This is a genomic window from Pedobacter psychroterrae, assembly GCF_004331695.1.
Taxonomy (GTDB): Bacteria; Bacteroidota; Bacteroidia; order Sphingobacteriales; family Sphingobacteriaceae; genus Pedobacter; species Pedobacter psychroterrae.
Genome location: NZ_SJSL01000007.1, coordinates 95986 through 114583, shown reverse-complemented (window position 1 = coordinate 114583; position 18598 = coordinate 95986). Strand labels below are relative to the sequence as shown.

The following is an 18598-nucleotide window of genomic DNA, read 5'->3' as shown; positions in this document are numbered from 1 at the left end:
ACCTAGTTTTTATTTAACTGAGAGATTGACTTCTGCATTTGAGACATCATATTGGTCAGCGTTTCTATTGTAGGCTCTGGTGTAGGGTCGGGGAGTGTAGAAGAGATATAGGCTTTGGCTTTCCATATTTCCAGGATATCTTCAGACGATACGGAGTAAGGATCGTATACTTTATTGTCAGAAATCAATTTTAGTTCTTTATTGTCTTTAAATCTGTTTCCAGCCCTTTTGTATACTACACCTTCATTTTTGCTAATAATGATATAGGTTTCGCCTGTCTTTACGTCGTTCCAGTTGTCCAGGTATTCCGCCAGTATGATGCTTCCGGATTGAATAGGCAGCATCGAATCCCCAATTATTTCAAAAGCCCTGAACGTTCCTTGTTTTAAAAAGGGCAGGGGCAGCTGAAATTTAGGGAGGTCTTTGATATATTGTGGATCCGAGAATCCGTTAAGATAACCTGCGCTTGCCTTTACTGGTACCATTTCGATATTTTCATTGTCATCCTTGTCTACTGATATGCTCAGTACCCTAAGATTGGAACCCTGGCTTTTTAGTTTAGGTTTCCAGCTATCGTTGATGTTTTCATTAATGAATTCATCTATGGTCAGGTCAAAGTACTCTGCTATTCTTTTTAGTAAATCGTATTTCGGTTCTGCCCTGTCTTCTTCATAAGCTCCGATGAGTGATCTTTTAATTTCCATAGCATCAGCGAATTGCTGTTGTGTGTGGCCTTTTTTCTTTCTTAGGTACTTAAGATTGGAGGAAATGTTTGACATAAAATAAAATTTTAAAATTTATTTGTTTTTACTAAAATAGTTAGTATTATTGTGCCAATAAAGTTAGTAATACTTATTGATATATCCAATAGTGCTACTAATTAAATTAGTTTAAATTTAAAGCCGAAGGCCATGAAAAAATTCGTTTACATTGTTACAGACAGAAACAGGACCAGTTTACATGTTGGGATGAGTTCAGATTTGATTAAGACACTGGATTTCTATAAGCAAATGCCTTGTTTGTTTTTTGACAGCGGTCAGCAGTTGACAAGACTGGTGTATTTCGAGGAGTTCAAGACGGAGGCACAGGCTTTAAGCCGTTTTAAACTGATGAGCAAATTTACAAGAATGCAGAAAGAACGTGTGGTAAGGTCATGTAACCCTGACTGGATCGATCTTACTATAGGATTGGATTTTGAGCACATTACTTCCAGCAAGAAGATGATCAATCAGGTAAACCTGCCTTTTATGCTGTCATAAAATTTCAGTACCAGATAGTACAAAATAAAATAGCACACCAGTTACGATGTGCTATTAAGTTTTATATTAGTTTAAGTATTAAACTGAATTTCTACTGTTCAATATTAATTTCTTTATGATCACCAATTACCATCCCGGTGCGAAAGCCAGGCCAAACACTCCGGCTTTTACATCTTTACGCTGGAAAGGGAAGGCGTAATAAGGTTCAAGGATGAAATATCCAAATACATTTACTCTCAATGAAATACCGGCACTTAAAGCAGGTACACGCTCGGCAGGTTTGCCATTCTCCAGTAATTCTCCATTAGGCTGACTTTTGAAAGCAATGCTGGAGTCTTCATCCCAGGCCAGACCTGCATCAAAGAATAGATTTAAATCCGTAAATAAGAATTTTGATGGAATCTGGGAAAGTTTTTTAGGGCCGGTAAAAGGCAGGCGTACCTCAAAGTTTGCCACCGCTATTTTACTTCCTGACAACTGGTTGATATCAAAGTTTCCAGAGCCTATATTGGTGCTTTTATACATCGAATTTGCCTCGTAACCCCTTATCAGGTATGGATATCCGGCATACAATGGGTATAGGTTTTCACCATCCCTACCAATTCTGATATAATTGTAAGACCGGGCAGCAAAAGTAAAGGGCTTAACACGTACATATTTCCTGACGTCTACTGTGACCGCAGAAAAGTTGTAGTCGCCAAAATACTGTTCGGCACCTATCCTATATCTAAATCCATCCAGTGGTGAAGTGATTCCTGTGATTGAATTATCTCCAACAAAAGACGCATTTAGCTGAAAAATGGTAAAGGCTTCAAAAGAAGCATTAAGTTGAGTTGAAGCCTCTGCATTAGACACCTTTTTTCTTTCGGAGCCCAGGTAGTAGCCAGGATAACCTCCAAGGTCCTCATAGTAGTTGCTTATCTGATCAATGCGATAGCTATAATGCGAGAAAGCACCCCCCGCTTCAAACCTGTGAACTTTACTGAAAGGGTATGCACCGAACAACTGAACCTGATCTTCAAAAGTCCGGATTAAATTAGTACGGTCGCTAATCACATTGATGCTGGTCCCATCCCCCCTGTCGATCTGCTCAATCGCCAGGTCTCTAAAACCTGTGACATAAGGAATGTGTGATACTGCTACGCCCCAATTGATCCTGCTTGCCTGGTTGATGTATCCTACCAAGCCTCCAAAATCATAGATCTCGCCATTTACCGACAAGTTAGCTATGATCTGGTTTCTACCCAGAATATCACTGAACATGCCGACAATACCGCCTTGAACACCTGTTCCAAATCTGCTGGTTGATACACCCACGCCACTATTGGCCAGGTAATCCAGTTTAAACTTAGGCCTGTACTCAACCAGTTTCATGGAGTCGGCAACCGTTTTTTCAAAACGCTCAAAGTTGCCCAGGTTTGAATTTACAATATCGACCCCAATACTTTCTTTGGGTGGTAATACTGCTGCATCAAAGTTTACCTCGTTGGCGTCAACAGACTTCGACCTGAAATTGCTGAGCGGCGAATTGTAAAGTGTATATCTCTGATACCTGTAATAGCTATATACGATGTCATCATTTCTGGATACAGAGATCGCCGGAGAGAATTCTGTGATCCCGCTGATGCCGGTAAAATAATCAGTCATTTGTTTCACGGAATTATCTGCCAGGGTATATTCATACAAATTCCTAAAACCATCTCGGTTTGATAAAAAGAACAATCTTTTGCTGTCGCCAGAAAACTGGGCGTTCAAATTGTTGGCGCCTGGAAATACAGGAACATCACTTAAAGATTTGCTTTCTATATCGTATATCGTTAGGTTAATGGGATGAACTGCATTGTTTTCTTTCTTCAATACTGAAGCCCTGTCTGATGAGAAAGCGATTTTCTTTCCATCCGGAGAGAAGTTTGGTGCATAGTCAGAGTAGCTGTCGTTGGTGATCTGAGAAATGTTCTTAGTCTTAAGATTATACGAAAAGATATCACTCTGGCCTTCTACCATGCCTGAGAACGCTATTTCCTCACCATTTGGTGACCAGGTCAGATTTCCGAACTGGGCTACCTGAGCCATATCTGCACGCAGTGCTACACTGCCATTGTCTATATTAATAATCATCAGCTGGTTTTTTCCCTTGCTAAAGATACTAAAGGCAAATTGCTTACCATCCGGCGACCATGTGCCGGCAGATTCAAGAAAATTAAAATCATCGATGTGCGTATTCGAGATCTGGCTGCTCAGCTTCCTGAGAATCTTTCCAGTCTTCGCATCTGCCAGAAAGAGGTCTATACCAAAGAGATCCTTTTCAGACATAAATGCGACGTACTTACCATCCGGACTTAACGAAGGTGCTACGTTCATATTGCCCGCATTTTTATTGTCGATGATCTTAGTGCCACTGATCCTGATCTGCGAGCTGTCGGGTTTTAGCATAGGCCGATAGTGAGACTCAATGGCATTTTTCCAAAGGCCTGAAAGCGTATTGTCGTCATAGCCAAAAGTATACCTCAAGCCATTTTCATAGCCAAATCTTGCTGTTGCTTTAAATAGCGGAACAATCGTTGTATCGCCATATACAGATCCTACAAAGGTCCAGAATGCCTGTCCGTACCTATATGGGAAGTATTTATTTGAATTGGTAAGGTCTTTAAGAGAGGGAATGTCCCTGTTTAGCAAGGCGTCCCGCATCCACATAGAGGTAAATGCATCGACCTTTCCTACAGACAGGTATTCTGCCATACCCTCGATCATCCACAAAGGTATCTGGCTCACACCTTCCAGGCCTACAGAATCCTTTTCCAGAAGGATATGATACTGAAATGCGTGTACGAGCTCGTGCCCAAGTACGTGCCTAGTCTGGTTGTTCAGTTCCATAACTGGCATGATTACCCTGTTTTTGAGCGCTTCGGTCACACCCCCTGTACCGATACCAATATCACCCTGAAGCGCAGTTGTTTGCTGAAAATCTGGATGATTGCTGTACAGTATGATCGGATTTTTAGTCAGGAATGTATCTCTGAAGATTTCCTGGTGCATTTTGTACCAGGTTTCCGCATCCTGAGCAAACTTCTCAATCAGCTTTTCATTTTTAAGGTAATAATACAATTCAAAGTGTGGGGTTTGCAGCACTTTAAACTTCTCATTCTTGTATCTTACCTTATTTTGTCCAAAGTATTGTGCCTGGACAGAAAGGACAGATACTATTAGGATTACTAACAGGGGAATCAGTTTCCTTAAAAATGTAGCAGTCATTATCATATAATATGAATTTAGTTTTTAGTCAGTATTAAATTTACGAATTTTTCAGTAGTAAGTATTTTCTTTTTTATTGATTTTGAAGCAATCATAAATTATTCTCCCGGTTTTTTATCTGCCTTCTCTTTCTCCTTCTCTTCCTGGCGCTGCTTTCTTTTCAGTAGACGCTCTTCTTTTCTGGTTAGCTCTGGCGCTACTACAGTTGGTTTAACAGGATCAGGAGTAGTTTTGTTTTGTTCCTGCTTTTGAGGAATTTCCTCCTTCTGAATAGGTTGCGGATCTTCTATCACAGGAATTTCAAATTCGGTGGAGTCAACGGCCAGGCTGTCTGTTAACGTAGTATCCACTTCAATTCTTGGTGTCGGACAGTCAATGTCACGGGTGATTTTGACTGCCGATTTAGGGAAACGACCTTCTTTATATCCCGATTCAGGATCTTTGTACACCTTCTCCATAAATTTAGCGAAAATTGGAAGGGCAGTTCTCGATCCTTCACCCGTTTCACCATTTTTAAAATGTGCGGTACGCTCATCACAGCCTACCCATACACCCGTCACCAGGTCTTTAGTGATTCCCATATACCATGCATCAACATAATCCGAAGAGGTACCGGTCTTGCCGCCGATCTGGTTGTTGTTTTTCCAAAGGTCCCATTCCCATAGCGCCTGCGACGTTCCGCCCGGCTCTTCCATTCCACCCCTAAACATGTAAAGCATTAGCCACGCGATCTCTTCTGTTAGTACCCTTTTAGTCTTTGCTGTAAATTCCTTGATAATATTGTCGTCCAGATCCGTAATCTTTTCTACCAAAATCGGTTCGGTACGGAGGCCGCCGTTCAGAAATGTGCCGTATGCCTTTACCATTTCAAAAACTGACACATCATTAGGCCCAAGGCTTACCGAAGGTACAGATGCAAGTCGACTGTCTATGCCACATTCATACGCCCATTTTACCACATTATCGGCACCAACTTTTTCAGTTACCTGAGCGGTAATGGTATTCACCGATTTTGCCATGGCCCAGCGCAGCGACATTTCTCTGTAAGTAATGTTCCAGTCTGAATTTTTAGGCTCCCAATATTCCGTCTTACCATTTTCCTGATATTCTATTTTAACAGGTTTATCCGTAAACTTATCGCATGGGCTCATGCCCGATTCAAGCGCAGCCAGGTAAGCAAATGGCTTAAAAGTAGAGCCTGCTTGACGCTTAGCCTGATTTACATGGTCATATTTAAAAAATTTATGATCTATACCGCCTACCCATACCTTAATCTTGCCATTGAAAGGATCTAAGGTCATCATGCCGGTATTTAGAATCTTGCCATAATAGCGGATAGAATCAAGTGTAGAAAAAAGCGTATCCCGATCACCTTTCCAGGTAAAGATCTTCATCTTCTTTTTCCGGTTGAAATAAGCCGCTACCGAATCTGGATTATTCGGGTATTTCTTTTCCAGCATGGCATAGACTGGCAGTTTTTTCATAGCACGGGCTGGATAGTCTACCTTTTTCTTTTCAGAGTCTTCCCAGGGGTCTTCATTTCCCCAAACACTGTAAAATCGCCTTTGCAGTGTCTTCATTTGTTCAGCTACAGCTTCTTCCGCGTAAAGCTGCAGTTTAGAATCTATGGTTGTATAGATCTTCAGGCCATCCTCATATAGGTCGTAATTATTCTCTTTACACCATTTTTCCAGGTACTTATCTACAGCAGCCCTTAAATAAGAATCACCATCACTTCCCGCGTCCACCCTTCCTTCTTTGAGCTTCAGTGGCGCAGCTTTGTGCGTTTTTAACTGTTCTGAGGTAATGTATTCATATTTATTCATTTGGGCCAGTGCCACATTACGGCGTTCCAGCGCCTTTTCAGGATTTTTGATCGGGTTATATAGGGAGGTGCCTTTTAGCATGCCGATCAGCAAGGCAGATTCAGGAACATCCAGCTGATTTGTTTCTTTATCAAAATAGATCCTTGCAGCGGTTTTAATCCCATAGGTATTGTTTCCAAACGATACTGTATTCAGGTACATGGTGAGGATGTCATTTTTGCTGTAGTTAGCCTCCAGTTTTACAGCAGTCAGCCATTCTTTAAGTTTAGGAATGAGGGTTCTCAACAGGGGTATTTTACTCAAAAATCCCTGCGATTTGTTGTAACGTGTCCGATAAAGATTTTTAGCCAGTTGCTGGGTGATAGTACTGGCGCCTCTTCTGTCGCCCGTAGCTGTAGAAATTCCGCTCGACAATAAGGAACGAAAATCTATGCCCATATGGCTGTAAAAACGCACATCTTCGGTAGCTACCAGTGCATTGATTGCACTGGGCGATATTTCCCCGAAATTAACTGGGGTACGGTTTTCTTTAAAATACCGGCCTATTAACTTGCCGTCGGCAGTATACAGTTCCGAACCCACCCGGAGTGTTGGGAATTTAACATCTTTTTTGGAAGGGGAGTAGCCAAATAACCATAAGAAATTAAGCTGTAATGCGCAAAAGAAAATGATGATACAGAAAAGGGCTATGCTTGGATAACGAATGTACTTATTGCGAATTTCTTTAAACATGTGATAAAGATCAAAAAAAACGTAAAACTCTTAGTGTTAAATAGTGTTAAAACTTGAAGTACAAATAACGTATTTAATTTACTTAAACTTGTGCATTGAATTGATCAAAATCAAAAAGGGAAAAATTTCAGGGATCTTCGCAGTAAAAAAATTTCACTAAAGTCAGTGTTTTTTGTGCTAATTTAGATTCTATGAAACAAACTTTTATGCTCTTTTTGCTTTTTACAGGCCTGTTATCCAATGTGGTTTCTCAGAATGATACTTGCAATTGCCTGGAAAACTTCAATCTTACCCTCGAAAAAACAGAGGCGAATTATGCCGGTTTCCCTGACAAAGTAACTGCACAAACAAGGCCCGCTTACCAGGCTATGGTCACAAACCTTCAAAAGAAAGCAGCAAAGGAAACAGATCCTAAACGTTGCTTTTCTCTAATCAGTACCTACGTTACTTTCTTTAAAGACAGGCACTTTGATGTTGCCCTTTCATTGCACAATGAGGGTGACAAGGTGTTTTCCAAACTTACAGAAAGTGATTACCGGAAATCCCTGCAGAAAAACCCAGCCAGGGGCATTGAAGGCATCTGGACCAATCCCGATTCTTCGGTCAGCATTGCTGTTCAGAATAATGGAAAAGATAACTACCAGGCCGTGGTCATAAAGAGCACTGTAAAAGAAACCCCTATAGGTCTTGTATATGCTAACTTAACGAAAACACCGGAAGGATACTCCTTTACCAAGTACAATTTCATGACTGCCGCATATCCAGCCAGGTTGCACGGTGGTTTGCTAAGGCTTTGGAATATAGAACTCTGGGGTAAGGTGTTTCCAGGTCAGATGACACTTGGAGAGCAGACGGAACTTACTACATGGAGAAACTATAATTTTGGACTGCAGTTTAAAATGCTGGATCAGAAAACAGCCTATTTGAAGATACCTACGTTCAGTCGGGATAATTTAGTTCAGAAACTGATAGCTGACAATGATGCCAGCATCAAAAAGGCTTCGTACCTGATCGTGGATCTGAGAGGTAACGGCGGGGGCAACACAGGCTGGTCCTACCTGCTTCCTTATTTTATGACCAGGCCAATCGATCAGGGTGAAAGTTATTTGCGGTTATCGGCCGACAATATTAAAAGGAACCTTGCTGAAATGGAGCCTGTAGTTAAAAACCCGGTATCAGATGAGATGAAAAAGTATTTTACTCCTGCATATATGCTTACATTACTCAGGGCTTATGAAGAGATCCCAGTTTCCAAAGAGGTTTATTATCCGATACCTTCCATTACTATACCGCTTGATTCGGTGGCTAAGTTCCCTAAAAAGATTGCCCTCATTTTTGATGACCTCTGCGGCAGTTCTGCTGAATATTTTTTCCACATATCCAGACAAAGTGACAAAATCACCAGGTATGGCGACCGCACATTCGGAATGATGGACTATTTGGGTATGCCGCAACGGACAGCCCTGCCGTTTAAGGACTACCATCTCGTAATTCCAGACACGAAATCAAGCTGGACGGATAAAGCTCCGATAGATCAGACAGGTTTTATTCCGGAGGTAGACCTCTCTGTCCTGCCGCAATGGAAGTGGGTCGATTTTGTAAAGAATGACCTTTCCAAACATAAATAGCTTCATTATCGACGTCTGCTGAACTTCAATATCGTATAGGAATTTGCAGGGAATGCATATTTTGGAGTGTTGCCACTTATTATTATCCGATTATACTTGGTCTTATACCTTTCAGGATCTTGTGGGGTATTTCTGGCATTCAGGTCTCCATCTAGCACATATACTTCAGCATCGTCACTGCGGTTCTCAAATCCGGCAATTTCCAATGTACTCAATAGTTCAGGTCCCGTGTTCACTACATGCAGCGCTAAAGTATCTCCCGGTTCATTACGGGTAGCCGTTACGTCAAGTAAGCCATCTGCTTCCACCTGCACCCGCAGGGGCAGATGATTTTCGGCCTGCATTTTTTGTGAATAAAACGGAGGCATACCCCATACCTTGTCTGAAGTAAAGAAAATCTGCCCCTGGTCCCAGTCATTGTCATTCTGCAGGTAGGGCTGCAAAGCATTGGCCGGACTGGAAGTCAGTACCGATTCACTATGCCTTCTGATGGCATTTAGATTGGTCGCATGCCCCAGTGCCCGCTGAATGCCGTGCTTGCTGCCGTTCTCTTCAAACACCGCTATCTTCATAGTTGTCTGCGGGTCCCACTGCTTAAACTGACGCAGCATTGCAGTCAGTTGTTTGTCAGTCTCCAGGCCAGCCTTCGGATCGTCTCCGCCTACATGCAGGTCCCAGTAGTCAGCTTTGCCATTTAGCTCACGAAACACATATTCCATATTGGGCGATTCCGGACGCCACCATGCCGCATGGATAAAGCTCAATGAGTTGTCCTTCTGCTTCATGGCCTGATAGAGCAGGTTAAACCGGGTTACATAGTCTTCGTAGGCTTTCCTGTTGTCACCATTAAAGATGACTTCTTCGTTTCCAATCTCGATGTATTTTACACCATATGGTTTAGGATGCCCGTTCTTAGCCCGTTTTGCACCCCATAGGGTCGATACGTCGCCGTTCATATATTCCACCATATCGGCCATATCCTGAGGAGTTTCATAAATATTGACTGCAAAAGAAGGGGTGATAGCGGTAGCCTCACAAAACTGCAGAAACTCTTCAATCCCAAAGCCATTGGTGGTATAGTGGTTCCAATGCCCACGGTACGGGGGGCGCTTATCCGGATCACCGATCATGTTCTTAAACTTATATTCAGGTGAATTTACCATTGTGCCCGCATAGCGCAAAAATGTCAGGCCCTGAGCCACAAGCATATTGCCGATATCAGCCCTGACAGGCAAACCTTTAAATTGCTCGCTGCCTGTTCCCGTCAATACTACCTGATCCACCCACAGTTTGCCCGGTGTATTTAAATATACAGTCAGTCTGGCATGAGGATCGTTAGCATTTGCAGTAAGGCTGAAGGGAAATTTTTTCCAGGAAGTACCTATCCCTGTTATCTTTTTTACAGCATACGTCTTACTGCCGTCTGCACTTTCCAGCGCTATAGTAGCCTGTCCGCCAGACTTTGCCTCTTTCAGGTAAAGTCTTCCCTGCAGCACCTGACCACTGTGCAGGGCGATGCCCCAGCGGTTCAGACTTCGATTGGCAATACCCGCCTTCCCAATGCCGGCTGAAAAGGTAATCACCTGCGATTTCTTCCCATTATACGCAGTTGTGCTGTCCAATGCAAAACTCGCTTTTACATTGCCAGAACGGATGATGTCCCAATTATAACTTATCTGATCGCTTGCCGCGTTTACCAGCTTTAATAATGTTGTCTTTCCTTCTTCCTGGATTTTCACATTCCTGAATTCCACAGCCGATCTCCAGGTACGCAGACCTATCTTGCCTGCAGGCAACGGATTGCGCTCGTCTGTAAAAGAAAGTACAGACTGACCATTCAGGGATACTGTTATTTTAGAGCCATTCAGTATTACTTTTAGTTTGTTCCAGACCAGCGGATCAAAATTTACCGAAGCCTCCTTTAGCAGTTCAAAGTTTTGCAGATGCTTGCCTATCATTAAGCGCTTTCCGTCACGGTTAAGGCTGATTTCATATCCGTCAAAGACATCATTACCAACACCTGCGTTTGCTACACGTACCAGCAGCGCTGCGCTTTCGCCTTTTCCCGTGAACCTCATTTCGGCCTCCACCGTACCATTGGCAAATCCCCTGGACTGATAGATCAGTTTGGCACTATGGTCAGGTTCTACGCCGATTTTGTGGTTGCCGTTCATCTCCACATCACTATGCGTATTTCGGCCGGGAATAATCTCCACTGCACCATCTTTGGCCGTCCAGTAGCCAGTATATTTTTGCCAGTCGTTATAATTTACACCGGTCGATGGTTCCTCAAAGCTTTCCCCAAAAATGCGCTGGTCGTAAAAACCCCCATAGATCTCGTGGTTTACATCTTCAATATTTGAACCGTATAATAGCGGACTCACTGTATTTTCAATCCGGCTGCCATTTACCTTGATACGGGAGGTCTGGGGAACAGGTATCCATACCTTATAACCCTTTTGTTCCCTATTGCCTACCGCATAATATGGAATGGCGGTAAAAGTCTTGCCACCCGCTGATTTGCCGGTCACTACATTCACACCGTTCAACAGATCCTTGCGGTGTTGCAATTGTAATGAGGTATTGGTGTCGATCTGTAATTGGTCAATATTTTCATTGTCAGCAACTTCCACGCTGTATACGATGGGGCCGGAGGCAATGGTCACCATCCCTCTCAGGTCCTTTACCTGTTTGTTCGCCGTTACCAGGCGTGGCTTCACAGGCAGTTCCAGTTCTACTTTGTCGCCTTTTTTCCACTTCCTGCTAATTGTCGCATACCCATTTTCCAACTGAGCGTTTACAGGATTTCCGTTCAAGCTGATGGTATATGATGCTGCAAGGTCTGAACGGTAAAGATCGTAAGGGTTTTCTCTACCACGTGCCCAACCGGGAATACGGACGCTTAGGCTGAATGCCGATTGCTTTTCCGGATCCACCTGTATCGTTACCTTACCTTCCCATGGATAATTGGTTTTCTGTGAGATGCTTACTTTGGTTTTTTTAGCCAGTAAGATATTGGCATCACTGCCTATAAACATGTTCACATACAGGCGATCGCCCGAAGAAGCATAGATATAATTGGGTAGTTCAGACACCATTTTAAGAAACATCGGCGGACAGCAAGGGCAGGAGTGCCATTCCCAGCGTGAATGATCATGCGCGTTTAGCGGATTCTGATAGGTATACTTGTCTCCCGATAGCGAAACACCGGTAAGGACATTGTTGTAGAGTACCCGTTCAAACTCGTCCATATATTTACCGTCTCCGGTGAGTTCATTCATTCGCTGACTGAAAAAGCCAGCTCCTACGGCCGCACAGGTTTCCAGATAGGCATCAGTAGGCAGGAAATAGTCTGGTCCGAACTTCTCGTCGTGCGCTATAGCACCTACCCCTCCTGTTACGAACATGCGACGGCCCACCATATTGTCCCAGAGCTGATCAGCAGTTTGAATGTATTGAGGGTCATGATTTTCCAGGGCTACTGCAGTAATGGCTGTAGCCAGCAATGTGGCGCGCACTGCATGTCCTTCAATGGTTTTCTGCTTAAAAACAGATATCGAATCCTGTGCATAGTCTCCCCAGGTAGGCCGGGTAGCACTTGTTACTGTTCCTTCATTATATTTTACATCTTTGATCCACTTTTCGGCTTTGTCATTGCCCCAAGTCTGCCAAAGCGGAAAGCCCATATGGTTACCACGGTTTTCGATCCAGAATTTTACGAGGTCAAAATAGGCTTTTTCGTCTACCGGAATACCTATGGTCTTTTTAAGGGCAGGGTTGTCCTTATAAAGCAGGTATAATTTCATAACTGCTTCTTCAGGACCGGAATGGGCAGGTACAATATTTCTTTTCGGCACAGGGCCCATCAGGCTACTCATGTAATTGGCAAAACGGGTAGCTACTTCAAGAAGTTTGGTCTTGCCCGTCGCCTTGTAGTAATGTACACCGGCTTCAATCAGCATTCCTGCATTATAAACATCGTGCTGATACCTAAGCATTCCGCCATTATCTCCCCAGCGATGAGTGGGCTCCATCAAGTCGGTATAGGTATTGATATAGCCTTCAGGGTCTGCTTTCTGCGCCGCATAAATACGGTCTATATAAGCATCCAGTCTTGCTTGCAGCGCGGGGTCAGGCCGTTGTCCGATCAAATCACCTATGCCGCGTATACTTTCATAGATCAGTCCGTCAAACCAGGGGAGACCAGCATGGCCACCTGTGCCTTTTTTTCCCGCAGCGATCTTATCAAAGTTTTCAAACACATTGTTGGCTTTCCTTTCCTGTAAGGGCAGGTGCTGTCCTTCAAATTTATTCAGTACATCAGTGGCAGTGGTGGTGCTCCATATTTCCATTTTTGGACTCCAAAAAGCATCATTGATATTGGCTTTGAGTGACTGATCGAGCTGGATTTTCTGGCTGTTGCCTGAATTTTGTCCCATGCTGTTCGTGATGAGGGCAGTCAAGCCCAGGGTTAAAAGGAAATGGTTCTTTTTCATTGTGTATGATTAGACGTCCAAATATATAAATATTTTCAACTGGTACGAACTGGTATGACTAATTTATTTAATTCCTTGTTTAATTGACTGATGAGTCAGTATATTTGGGAGTAATTTATGAGGTTTGAAAGAAAATAAATCAAAATATAAACTGGTTGTCAGCCATGTGGTTAACCGCATCGCATCAGAAGAGTACAGGAATGGTGACCGTATTCCCTCTATCAACGACTTCCGGACTGAGTATGGATTATCGCGTGATACGGTATTTGCCGGCCTGCGGGAACTGATGTCGAGGGGCATCATTAGTTCGAATCAAGGTGTAGGCTATTTTGTGACGAGCACTAAGGTGCAGACAGGCCATCATATTTTCCTTCTTTTCAATGAATTCAATGAATTTAAAGAAGACCTGTTCAATTCATTTACAGCAGCAACCGGAAACTCAGTTACGGTCGATCTTTATTTTCATAACTATAACCGCAAGGTTTTTGAAACATTGATCAATGATGCCAATAATAAGTACACAGATTATATCATCATGTCAGGAAAATTTCAGGGGATTGATCCATTGCTGGCAGGCTTGTCTGGCAGGGCATTTTTACTGGACCATTTTCACCCTGAACTGAATGGTAAATATTCATCTGTGGCCCAGAATTTTGAGAAAGACACCTATGAAGCTTTGCAGTCTGCCGTTCAGCAAATCAGGAAATATAAGCGTATTTTCATGGTTCAGAAAGAGGAGAAGGAACCGCTAGAAAGATATGACGGGCTGAAAACTTTCTGCATTCAGAATGCGTTTGACCATGACTACATTTCCGCAACTGGTAAGAGGAAAATAGAAAAAGGTGATTTGTTTATCGTGGTGAAGGACCGGGACCTGGTAGATTTGCTCAAGCAGGCTGCCCTTCAGAATCTTAGTGCAGGTACCGACTTTGGTATAATCTCTTATAATGATACCCCGCTTAAAGAAATGCTTGCGGGAGGTATCACAACACTATCCACCGATTTTAAACTGATGGGTGAAACCATGGCAAAACTAATTAATACAAGGTCGGTCACCTCAATTGAAAACCCCTGGAAGCTGAATATCAGACAGTCTCTTTAAACCTAATTAAGTCTGATTGCAGTGTGTACAGCATTCTGACTGAATGCAAGTTCAGTCCAAGTTGAGTCCAAGTATAGTCCAACTATTACTGAAAATAGTTGGACTAGCTATTTACTTATCATGACTAAATTTTGGTGTCAATCGTAACACTTATCTAAGGCAGGCAAAAGATATCGTTATCTTCAAAAACTCATTTCTATATTGATTTGGCTGTTTCCCCATGACTGTCTTAAACTGCTTATTAAAATTTTACAGCGTTTGGAAGCCGCATTAACAACCGATCTGGTCAATATTCATATTTCCTTTTTTTAGCAACTTGCAGGCAGATTCAATATACTTACCAGCGACGCTACCTCCACAGCTTATCGTGTCTTTATAGTTCCTCATAACGTAGCCATATACTTTATGTCGTTTCTGCTTCTGTATTCTACGAAATCTGTACCTTTCCGAGGCACTGGCATTGAATGAACGGAATAATGAGCGTAACAAAATAATTTATATAATCAAAAACGTATTAATATGAAATCAAATGTATTTTTAATCCGGTACCTCTCAGGTAGAATTATGCTGGCAACTCTGTTCATGCTTGCTGTACTGGGAAGCGGCTGTAGCGTGCAATCTCCCGCCAATGCCCAAAAGAAATCTGTTGCCATACGCACTTTAATTGTTGGTGGCGGTTCCTCGCATAATTTTGATAAATGGTATAAGGAAGTCGATGTAGCCACACTGGCAAAGGACGGATTCGCAGATGTTAAATATACCAGTAACGTAAGCGAGATTCTTCCGCAACTGGCAGAGCTTGATGTGCTGATCCTTGCAAATAACCAGCCGATGGAAGACCCCGCTCTACGCAAAGCCATTTTTGCATTTGCAGCAGCAGGCAAAGGCTTGGTTTTAGCACATGCTGGCCTCTGGTACAACTGGAAAGACTGGCCGGAATACAACCTTCAGCTGGCAGCTGGCGGCTCCAACGGCCATGACAAGTATGGGCCTTTCAAGGTTACGGTTGTCGATGCCAAACATCCGGTTACCAGCGGTGTACCTGAAAAATTCAGCTTAAACGATGAGCTTTACTATTATAGAGCAGATCCTAAAGGACCTGGAATAAAAGTTTTGGCAAGTGCCAGTGTGCAGGATTCTGATGTGGTTTATCCTTCGGTATTCGTGATCAATAATTCCAAAGCCCGTATTATTGGCCTAGCCCTGGGGCATGATTCCTCATCCCATGACCTGCCTGCTTATCACACCCTTCTCCGCAATGCTGTGAAGTGGGTAAGCCGTAAATAGAATCCATACAATTTAATAACCGCTAATTTTAACTTAAAAAATATGAACCAGAAAAAAATCACCGTAGTAATAGTAGGAATGGGATTTGGTAAGGAGTTTATTCCTATTTATCAGAATCACCCGGATATTGAAGCAGTTGGCATCTGTACACGCAACCAGGACACTATAGATGAACTTGCCACTAAGTTTAACCTGGATAGAAACCTGTGTTTTACAAATTTTGAAGACGTTCCAAAGCGTGACGACGTGGATGCTATCCACATTGTAACGCCTGTTCCCGAACATGCAAAAATGACCCTTGCTTCGCTTAATGCTAATAAACATACCGCTTGTACCATTCCAATGGCAATGACTGTAGAAGATTGTACCGCCATTGTTGAAGCGAAAAGAAGAGTGAACAAGGTATATATGATGATGGAGACCGCCCTGTATACCAGGGAGTTTCTTTACGGACTGAAATTAGCAGAAAACGACGAACTGGGTCGGATACAGTTTGTACGTGGTTCACATATTCAAGATATGAGTATGGACGGATGGGGAGAATATTGGAAAGGATATCCCCCAATGCTGAACGGAACCCATGCAATCTCACCACTTCTAAAAATCAATAATACCACAGCAGAAACGGTAGTATGTCATGGTTCAGGACGCTTAAGCGAAGACCTTACCAGCAGATACGGCTCACCTTTCGCGGTTGAAACTGCCACCTTCACCTTAAAGAACTCGGATGTAGTAGCCGAAGCCACCCGTTCTTTATTTGATGTAGTTCGTCAATATCGTGAAAGCTATGATGTTTACGGTACCAAAATGTCATTTGAATGGGAGCAGCTCCAGGATGAAGAACACATCATATTTGATGGCGGCGAAAATGCACGCAGAATAAGTGTGCCTGATACAGATGAGCAGCTGATTCCGGAGATCGCCAATTTTACAAAGAGAGAAAAAATAGATGATCCTAACCACGTATCATTTTTACAAGGCGCTGGTCACGGAGGTTCTCATCCGCATTTAGTACAGGAATTCGTTGCCGCGATCGTCGAAGGCAGGGACTCCGCTGTTGATGCGGCGCTGGCAGCCAATTACACTTGTGCGGGCATCTGCGCACACGAATCTGCAATGAACGGCGGAAAACGCATCAGCATACCTGATTTCCAAATCTAGTTTACATATTTATTTATCACCTATGCAATTTGGAGTAAGTACATTTCAATGGAAATCACCTTTTACTTGGGATTCGACATTATAGAAGTAGCTGTTGAAAAACAAGAACTATTGACTGGGCCAGGCTGAAGGAACTGGTAAGAGAAAGTGGCTTATCGCAAGAGTAGCCAGTATATGGCGGCCATTGGCAATAGTTCAGACGAGTTTTCTCTGGCCTTTTATAAAAAAAGTTTTTATAACTGTCTCATAAATGCCCAGATAAATACGTATCGCTTTTATTACAGAGTCAGTAATGCATGATTTAAAGGAAATTTCTTTTAATTTGTTCAACAGATATAGATTTCTAATTAATTTGTATATTTCGTGAATACTTTATCTAATCTCTTTTGAAATTTTACAAACCAAATAACCATTAAATTATGAACGAAAACATTAACAGAAGTGCTTTATTCAACGGCAGTTGTCTAGCCATCATTACAACGGCCTTTTCTTTTAGTATCAGGGCTGGTATTCTTCCTCAGTTGGGAACTGAATTTGGCCTTACAGCCGAACAATTAGGTTTTATCAATTCAATGTTCTTTTTCGGATTCCCCATTTCCATGATTATTGGCGGTCTTGTGTATCACTCTGTTGGACCTAAAATTATTATGCAGGTAGCTGTGATAACCCATACACTGGGTATTTTGCTTACCATTTACGCTGGCGGGTATACTGGCTTGCTGATATCTACATTTTTCATTGGTTTTGGAAACGGTTGCACTGAAGCTGCCTGTAATCCGATGATCGCTGATATGTATGACGACAAAAAAATAAATAAAATGCTTGGCAGGTTCCACATGTGGTTCCCCGGAGGAATTGTGCTGGGTAGTTTGATTTCCAAGTTCATGACTGATGCCGGTTCAACCTGGCAGACTCAGATCTGGATTCTAATGATACCAACTGTGGCTTATGCAATCTTGTTTTATGGAAAAGCGTTTCCAAAGGCACACGTGGAAGGGGTAACCTCTATTTCAAAGAATTTCAAAGCCATGCTTAGTCCGCTTTACATCTTTATATTCTGCTGTATGGCGATGACAGCAATTACAGAGTTTGGCCCCAACCAATGGGTAGCGGTAGTATTGAGCAGCAGTGGCGCAGATGCGATGATTATATTGGCGTTAACTTTCGGTGTCATGACGATTGGAAGGATTTTCACAGGTCCTGTTGTGGATAAACTGGGTCAAACAGGTGTTTTACTGGGCGGGGCTTTCCTTGCAGCCATAGGAATTTACATGTTCAGTACAGTTACCGGTCCGATTGCTTATTTAGCGGCCGTTATCTTCGGGCTTGGAGTATGTTTCAACTGGCCGGTGATCATCGCAGTAGTAGCCCAGCGGGTTCCGGTAAGTGGTGCATTAGGGATGTCAATTGTCGGCGGTGTAGGGATGTTTTCTACTTCTATTTTCCAGCCTTTTATCGGTAGCTGGATTGATTCTTCAACAGCTGTGCATACAGCTGCCGGCCTTACAGGTGATGCGTTACAACTTGCGGCAGGTCAGGATACACTGGTTAAGATGCTTTGGTTCCCATGCATATTGATCGTGTTGTTTACGATATTCTACTTCTGGCAGAAAAAGGCGGTGGTAGCAACCAAGGCTCATTAAAACTTCAATATTTATTATAGAAAATGCCTCCGGGATATCCGGAGGCATTTTTTTATGCTATGCCAGCTCCAGAATAGTCAATTCCATACACTTTTACTATTGGTAGACACACAAAATTAATCTCTCGAAACCACCTGGTATGATATATTGGACACCATAATCGCCTAGGGAAGTGTTTTGTTGATTCGCATTTAATTCTTAATTTTAAGGAA

10 protein-coding genes are annotated in these 18598 nt (G+C 42.7%); 6 read left to right on the top strand and 4 right to left on the bottom strand.

The annotated features are described in order from the left end of the window. Window positions 1-2: 2 nt before the first annotated feature. The gene (locus EZ437_RS18695; RefSeq protein WP_131597596.1) at window positions 3-779 is read right to left on the bottom strand and encodes an XRE family transcriptional regulator; all 777 of its coding nucleotides are present in this window, start codon (window positions 777-779) and stop codon (window positions 3-5) included. Between the two features lie 132 nt (window positions 780-911). Between EZ437_RS18695 and EZ437_RS18690 the strand changes: the two genes are divergently transcribed. Beyond that, window positions 912-1259 (top strand): GIY-YIG nuclease family protein, encoded by a 348-nt coding sequence (locus EZ437_RS18690; protein WP_131597595.1) that lies wholly within the window; start codon window positions 912-914, stop codon window positions 1257-1259. 126 nt (window positions 1260-1385) lie between these two features. On the opposite strand, the gene EZ437_RS18685 is transcribed toward EZ437_RS18690, so the two are convergent. Both EZ437_RS18685 and EZ437_RS18680 read right to left on the bottom strand, forming a co-directional pair. Next, entirely contained in the window at window positions 1386-4517 is a 3132-nt protein-coding gene (locus EZ437_RS18685) for a basic secretory protein-like protein (RefSeq protein ID WP_131597594.1), read from the bottom strand. Window positions 4518-4609: 92 nt separating this feature from the next. Then, window positions 4610-7069, bottom strand: a complete 2460-nt coding sequence (locus EZ437_RS18680) for a penicillin-binding protein 1A (protein ID WP_131597593.1) — start codon at window positions 7067-7069, stop codon at window positions 4610-4612. Window positions 7070-7260: 191 nt separating this feature from the next. Between EZ437_RS18680 and EZ437_RS18675 the strand changes: the two genes are divergently transcribed. Further along, complete coding sequence (locus EZ437_RS18675) at window positions 7261-8697, top strand: S41 family peptidase (RefSeq protein WP_131597592.1); 1437 nt, start codon at window positions 7261-7263, stop codon at window positions 8695-8697. Between the two features lie 5 nt (window positions 8698-8702). On the opposite strand, the gene EZ437_RS18670 is transcribed toward EZ437_RS18675, so the two are convergent. After that, complete coding sequence (locus EZ437_RS18670; protein ID WP_131597591.1) at window positions 8703-13193, bottom strand: beta-L-arabinofuranosidase domain-containing protein; 4491 nt, start codon at window positions 13191-13193, stop codon at window positions 8703-8705. 124 nt (window positions 13194-13317) lie between these two features. On the opposite strand from EZ437_RS18670, the gene EZ437_RS18665 reads away from it, so the two are divergent. From EZ437_RS18665 to EZ437_RS18650, 4 genes are all read left to right on the top strand, one after another. Then, window positions 13318-14295 carry a GntR family transcriptional regulator gene (locus EZ437_RS18665; protein ID WP_131597590.1) on the top strand — a complete coding sequence of 326 codons (978 nt, stop codon included), beginning with the start codon at window positions 13318-13320 and terminating at the stop codon, window positions 14293-14295. A 519-nt stretch (window positions 14296-14814) separates the two neighbouring features. Next, a complete protein-coding gene (locus EZ437_RS18660; protein ID WP_131597589.1) occupies window positions 14815-15582 on the top strand; it encodes a ThuA domain-containing protein in 768 nt (255 codons plus the stop codon). A gap of 42 nt (window positions 15583-15624) precedes the next feature. Further along, a complete protein-coding gene (locus tag EZ437_RS18655) occupies window positions 15625-16743 on the top strand; it encodes a Gfo/Idh/MocA family protein (protein ID WP_131597588.1) in 1119 nt (372 codons plus the stop codon). Window positions 16744-17162: 419 nt separating this feature from the next. After that, the gene (locus EZ437_RS18650) at window positions 17163-18386 is read left to right on the top strand and encodes an MFS transporter (protein WP_131597587.1); all 1224 of its coding nucleotides are present in this window, start codon (window positions 17163-17165) and stop codon (window positions 18384-18386) included. Window positions 18387-18598: the final 212 nt, after the last annotated feature.

Coding starts and splice junctions, on each gene's coding strand:
- EZ437_RS18650 (WP_131597587.1), top strand. CDS start 17,163: ATGAACGAAAACATTAACAGAAGTGCTTTATTCAACGGCAGTTGTCTA.
- EZ437_RS18690 (WP_131597595.1), top strand. CDS start 912: ATGAAAAAATTCGTTTACATTGTTACAGACAGAAACAGGACCAGTTTA.
- EZ437_RS18675 (WP_131597592.1), top strand. CDS start 7,261: ATGAAACAAACTTTTATGCTCTTTTTGCTTTTTACAGGCCTGTTATCC.
- EZ437_RS18680 (WP_131597593.1), bottom strand. CDS start 7,069: ATGTTTAAAGAAATTCGCAATAAGTACATTCGTTATCCAAGCATAGCC.
- EZ437_RS18655 (WP_131597588.1), top strand. CDS start 15,625: ATGAACCAGAAAAAAATCACCGTAGTAATAGTAGGAATGGGATTTGGT.
- EZ437_RS18660 (WP_131597589.1), top strand. CDS start 14,815: ATGAAATCAAATGTATTTTTAATCCGGTACCTCTCAGGTAGAATTATG.
- EZ437_RS18695 (WP_131597596.1), bottom strand. CDS start 779: ATGTCAAACATTTCCTCCAATCTTAAGTACCTAAGAAAGAAAAAAGGC.
- EZ437_RS18670 (WP_131597591.1), bottom strand. CDS start 13,193: ATGAAAAAGAACCATTTCCTTTTAACCCTGGGCTTGACTGCCCTCATC.
- EZ437_RS18685 (WP_131597594.1), bottom strand. CDS start 4,517: ATGATAATGACTGCTACATTTTTAAGGAAACTGATTCCCCTGTTAGTA.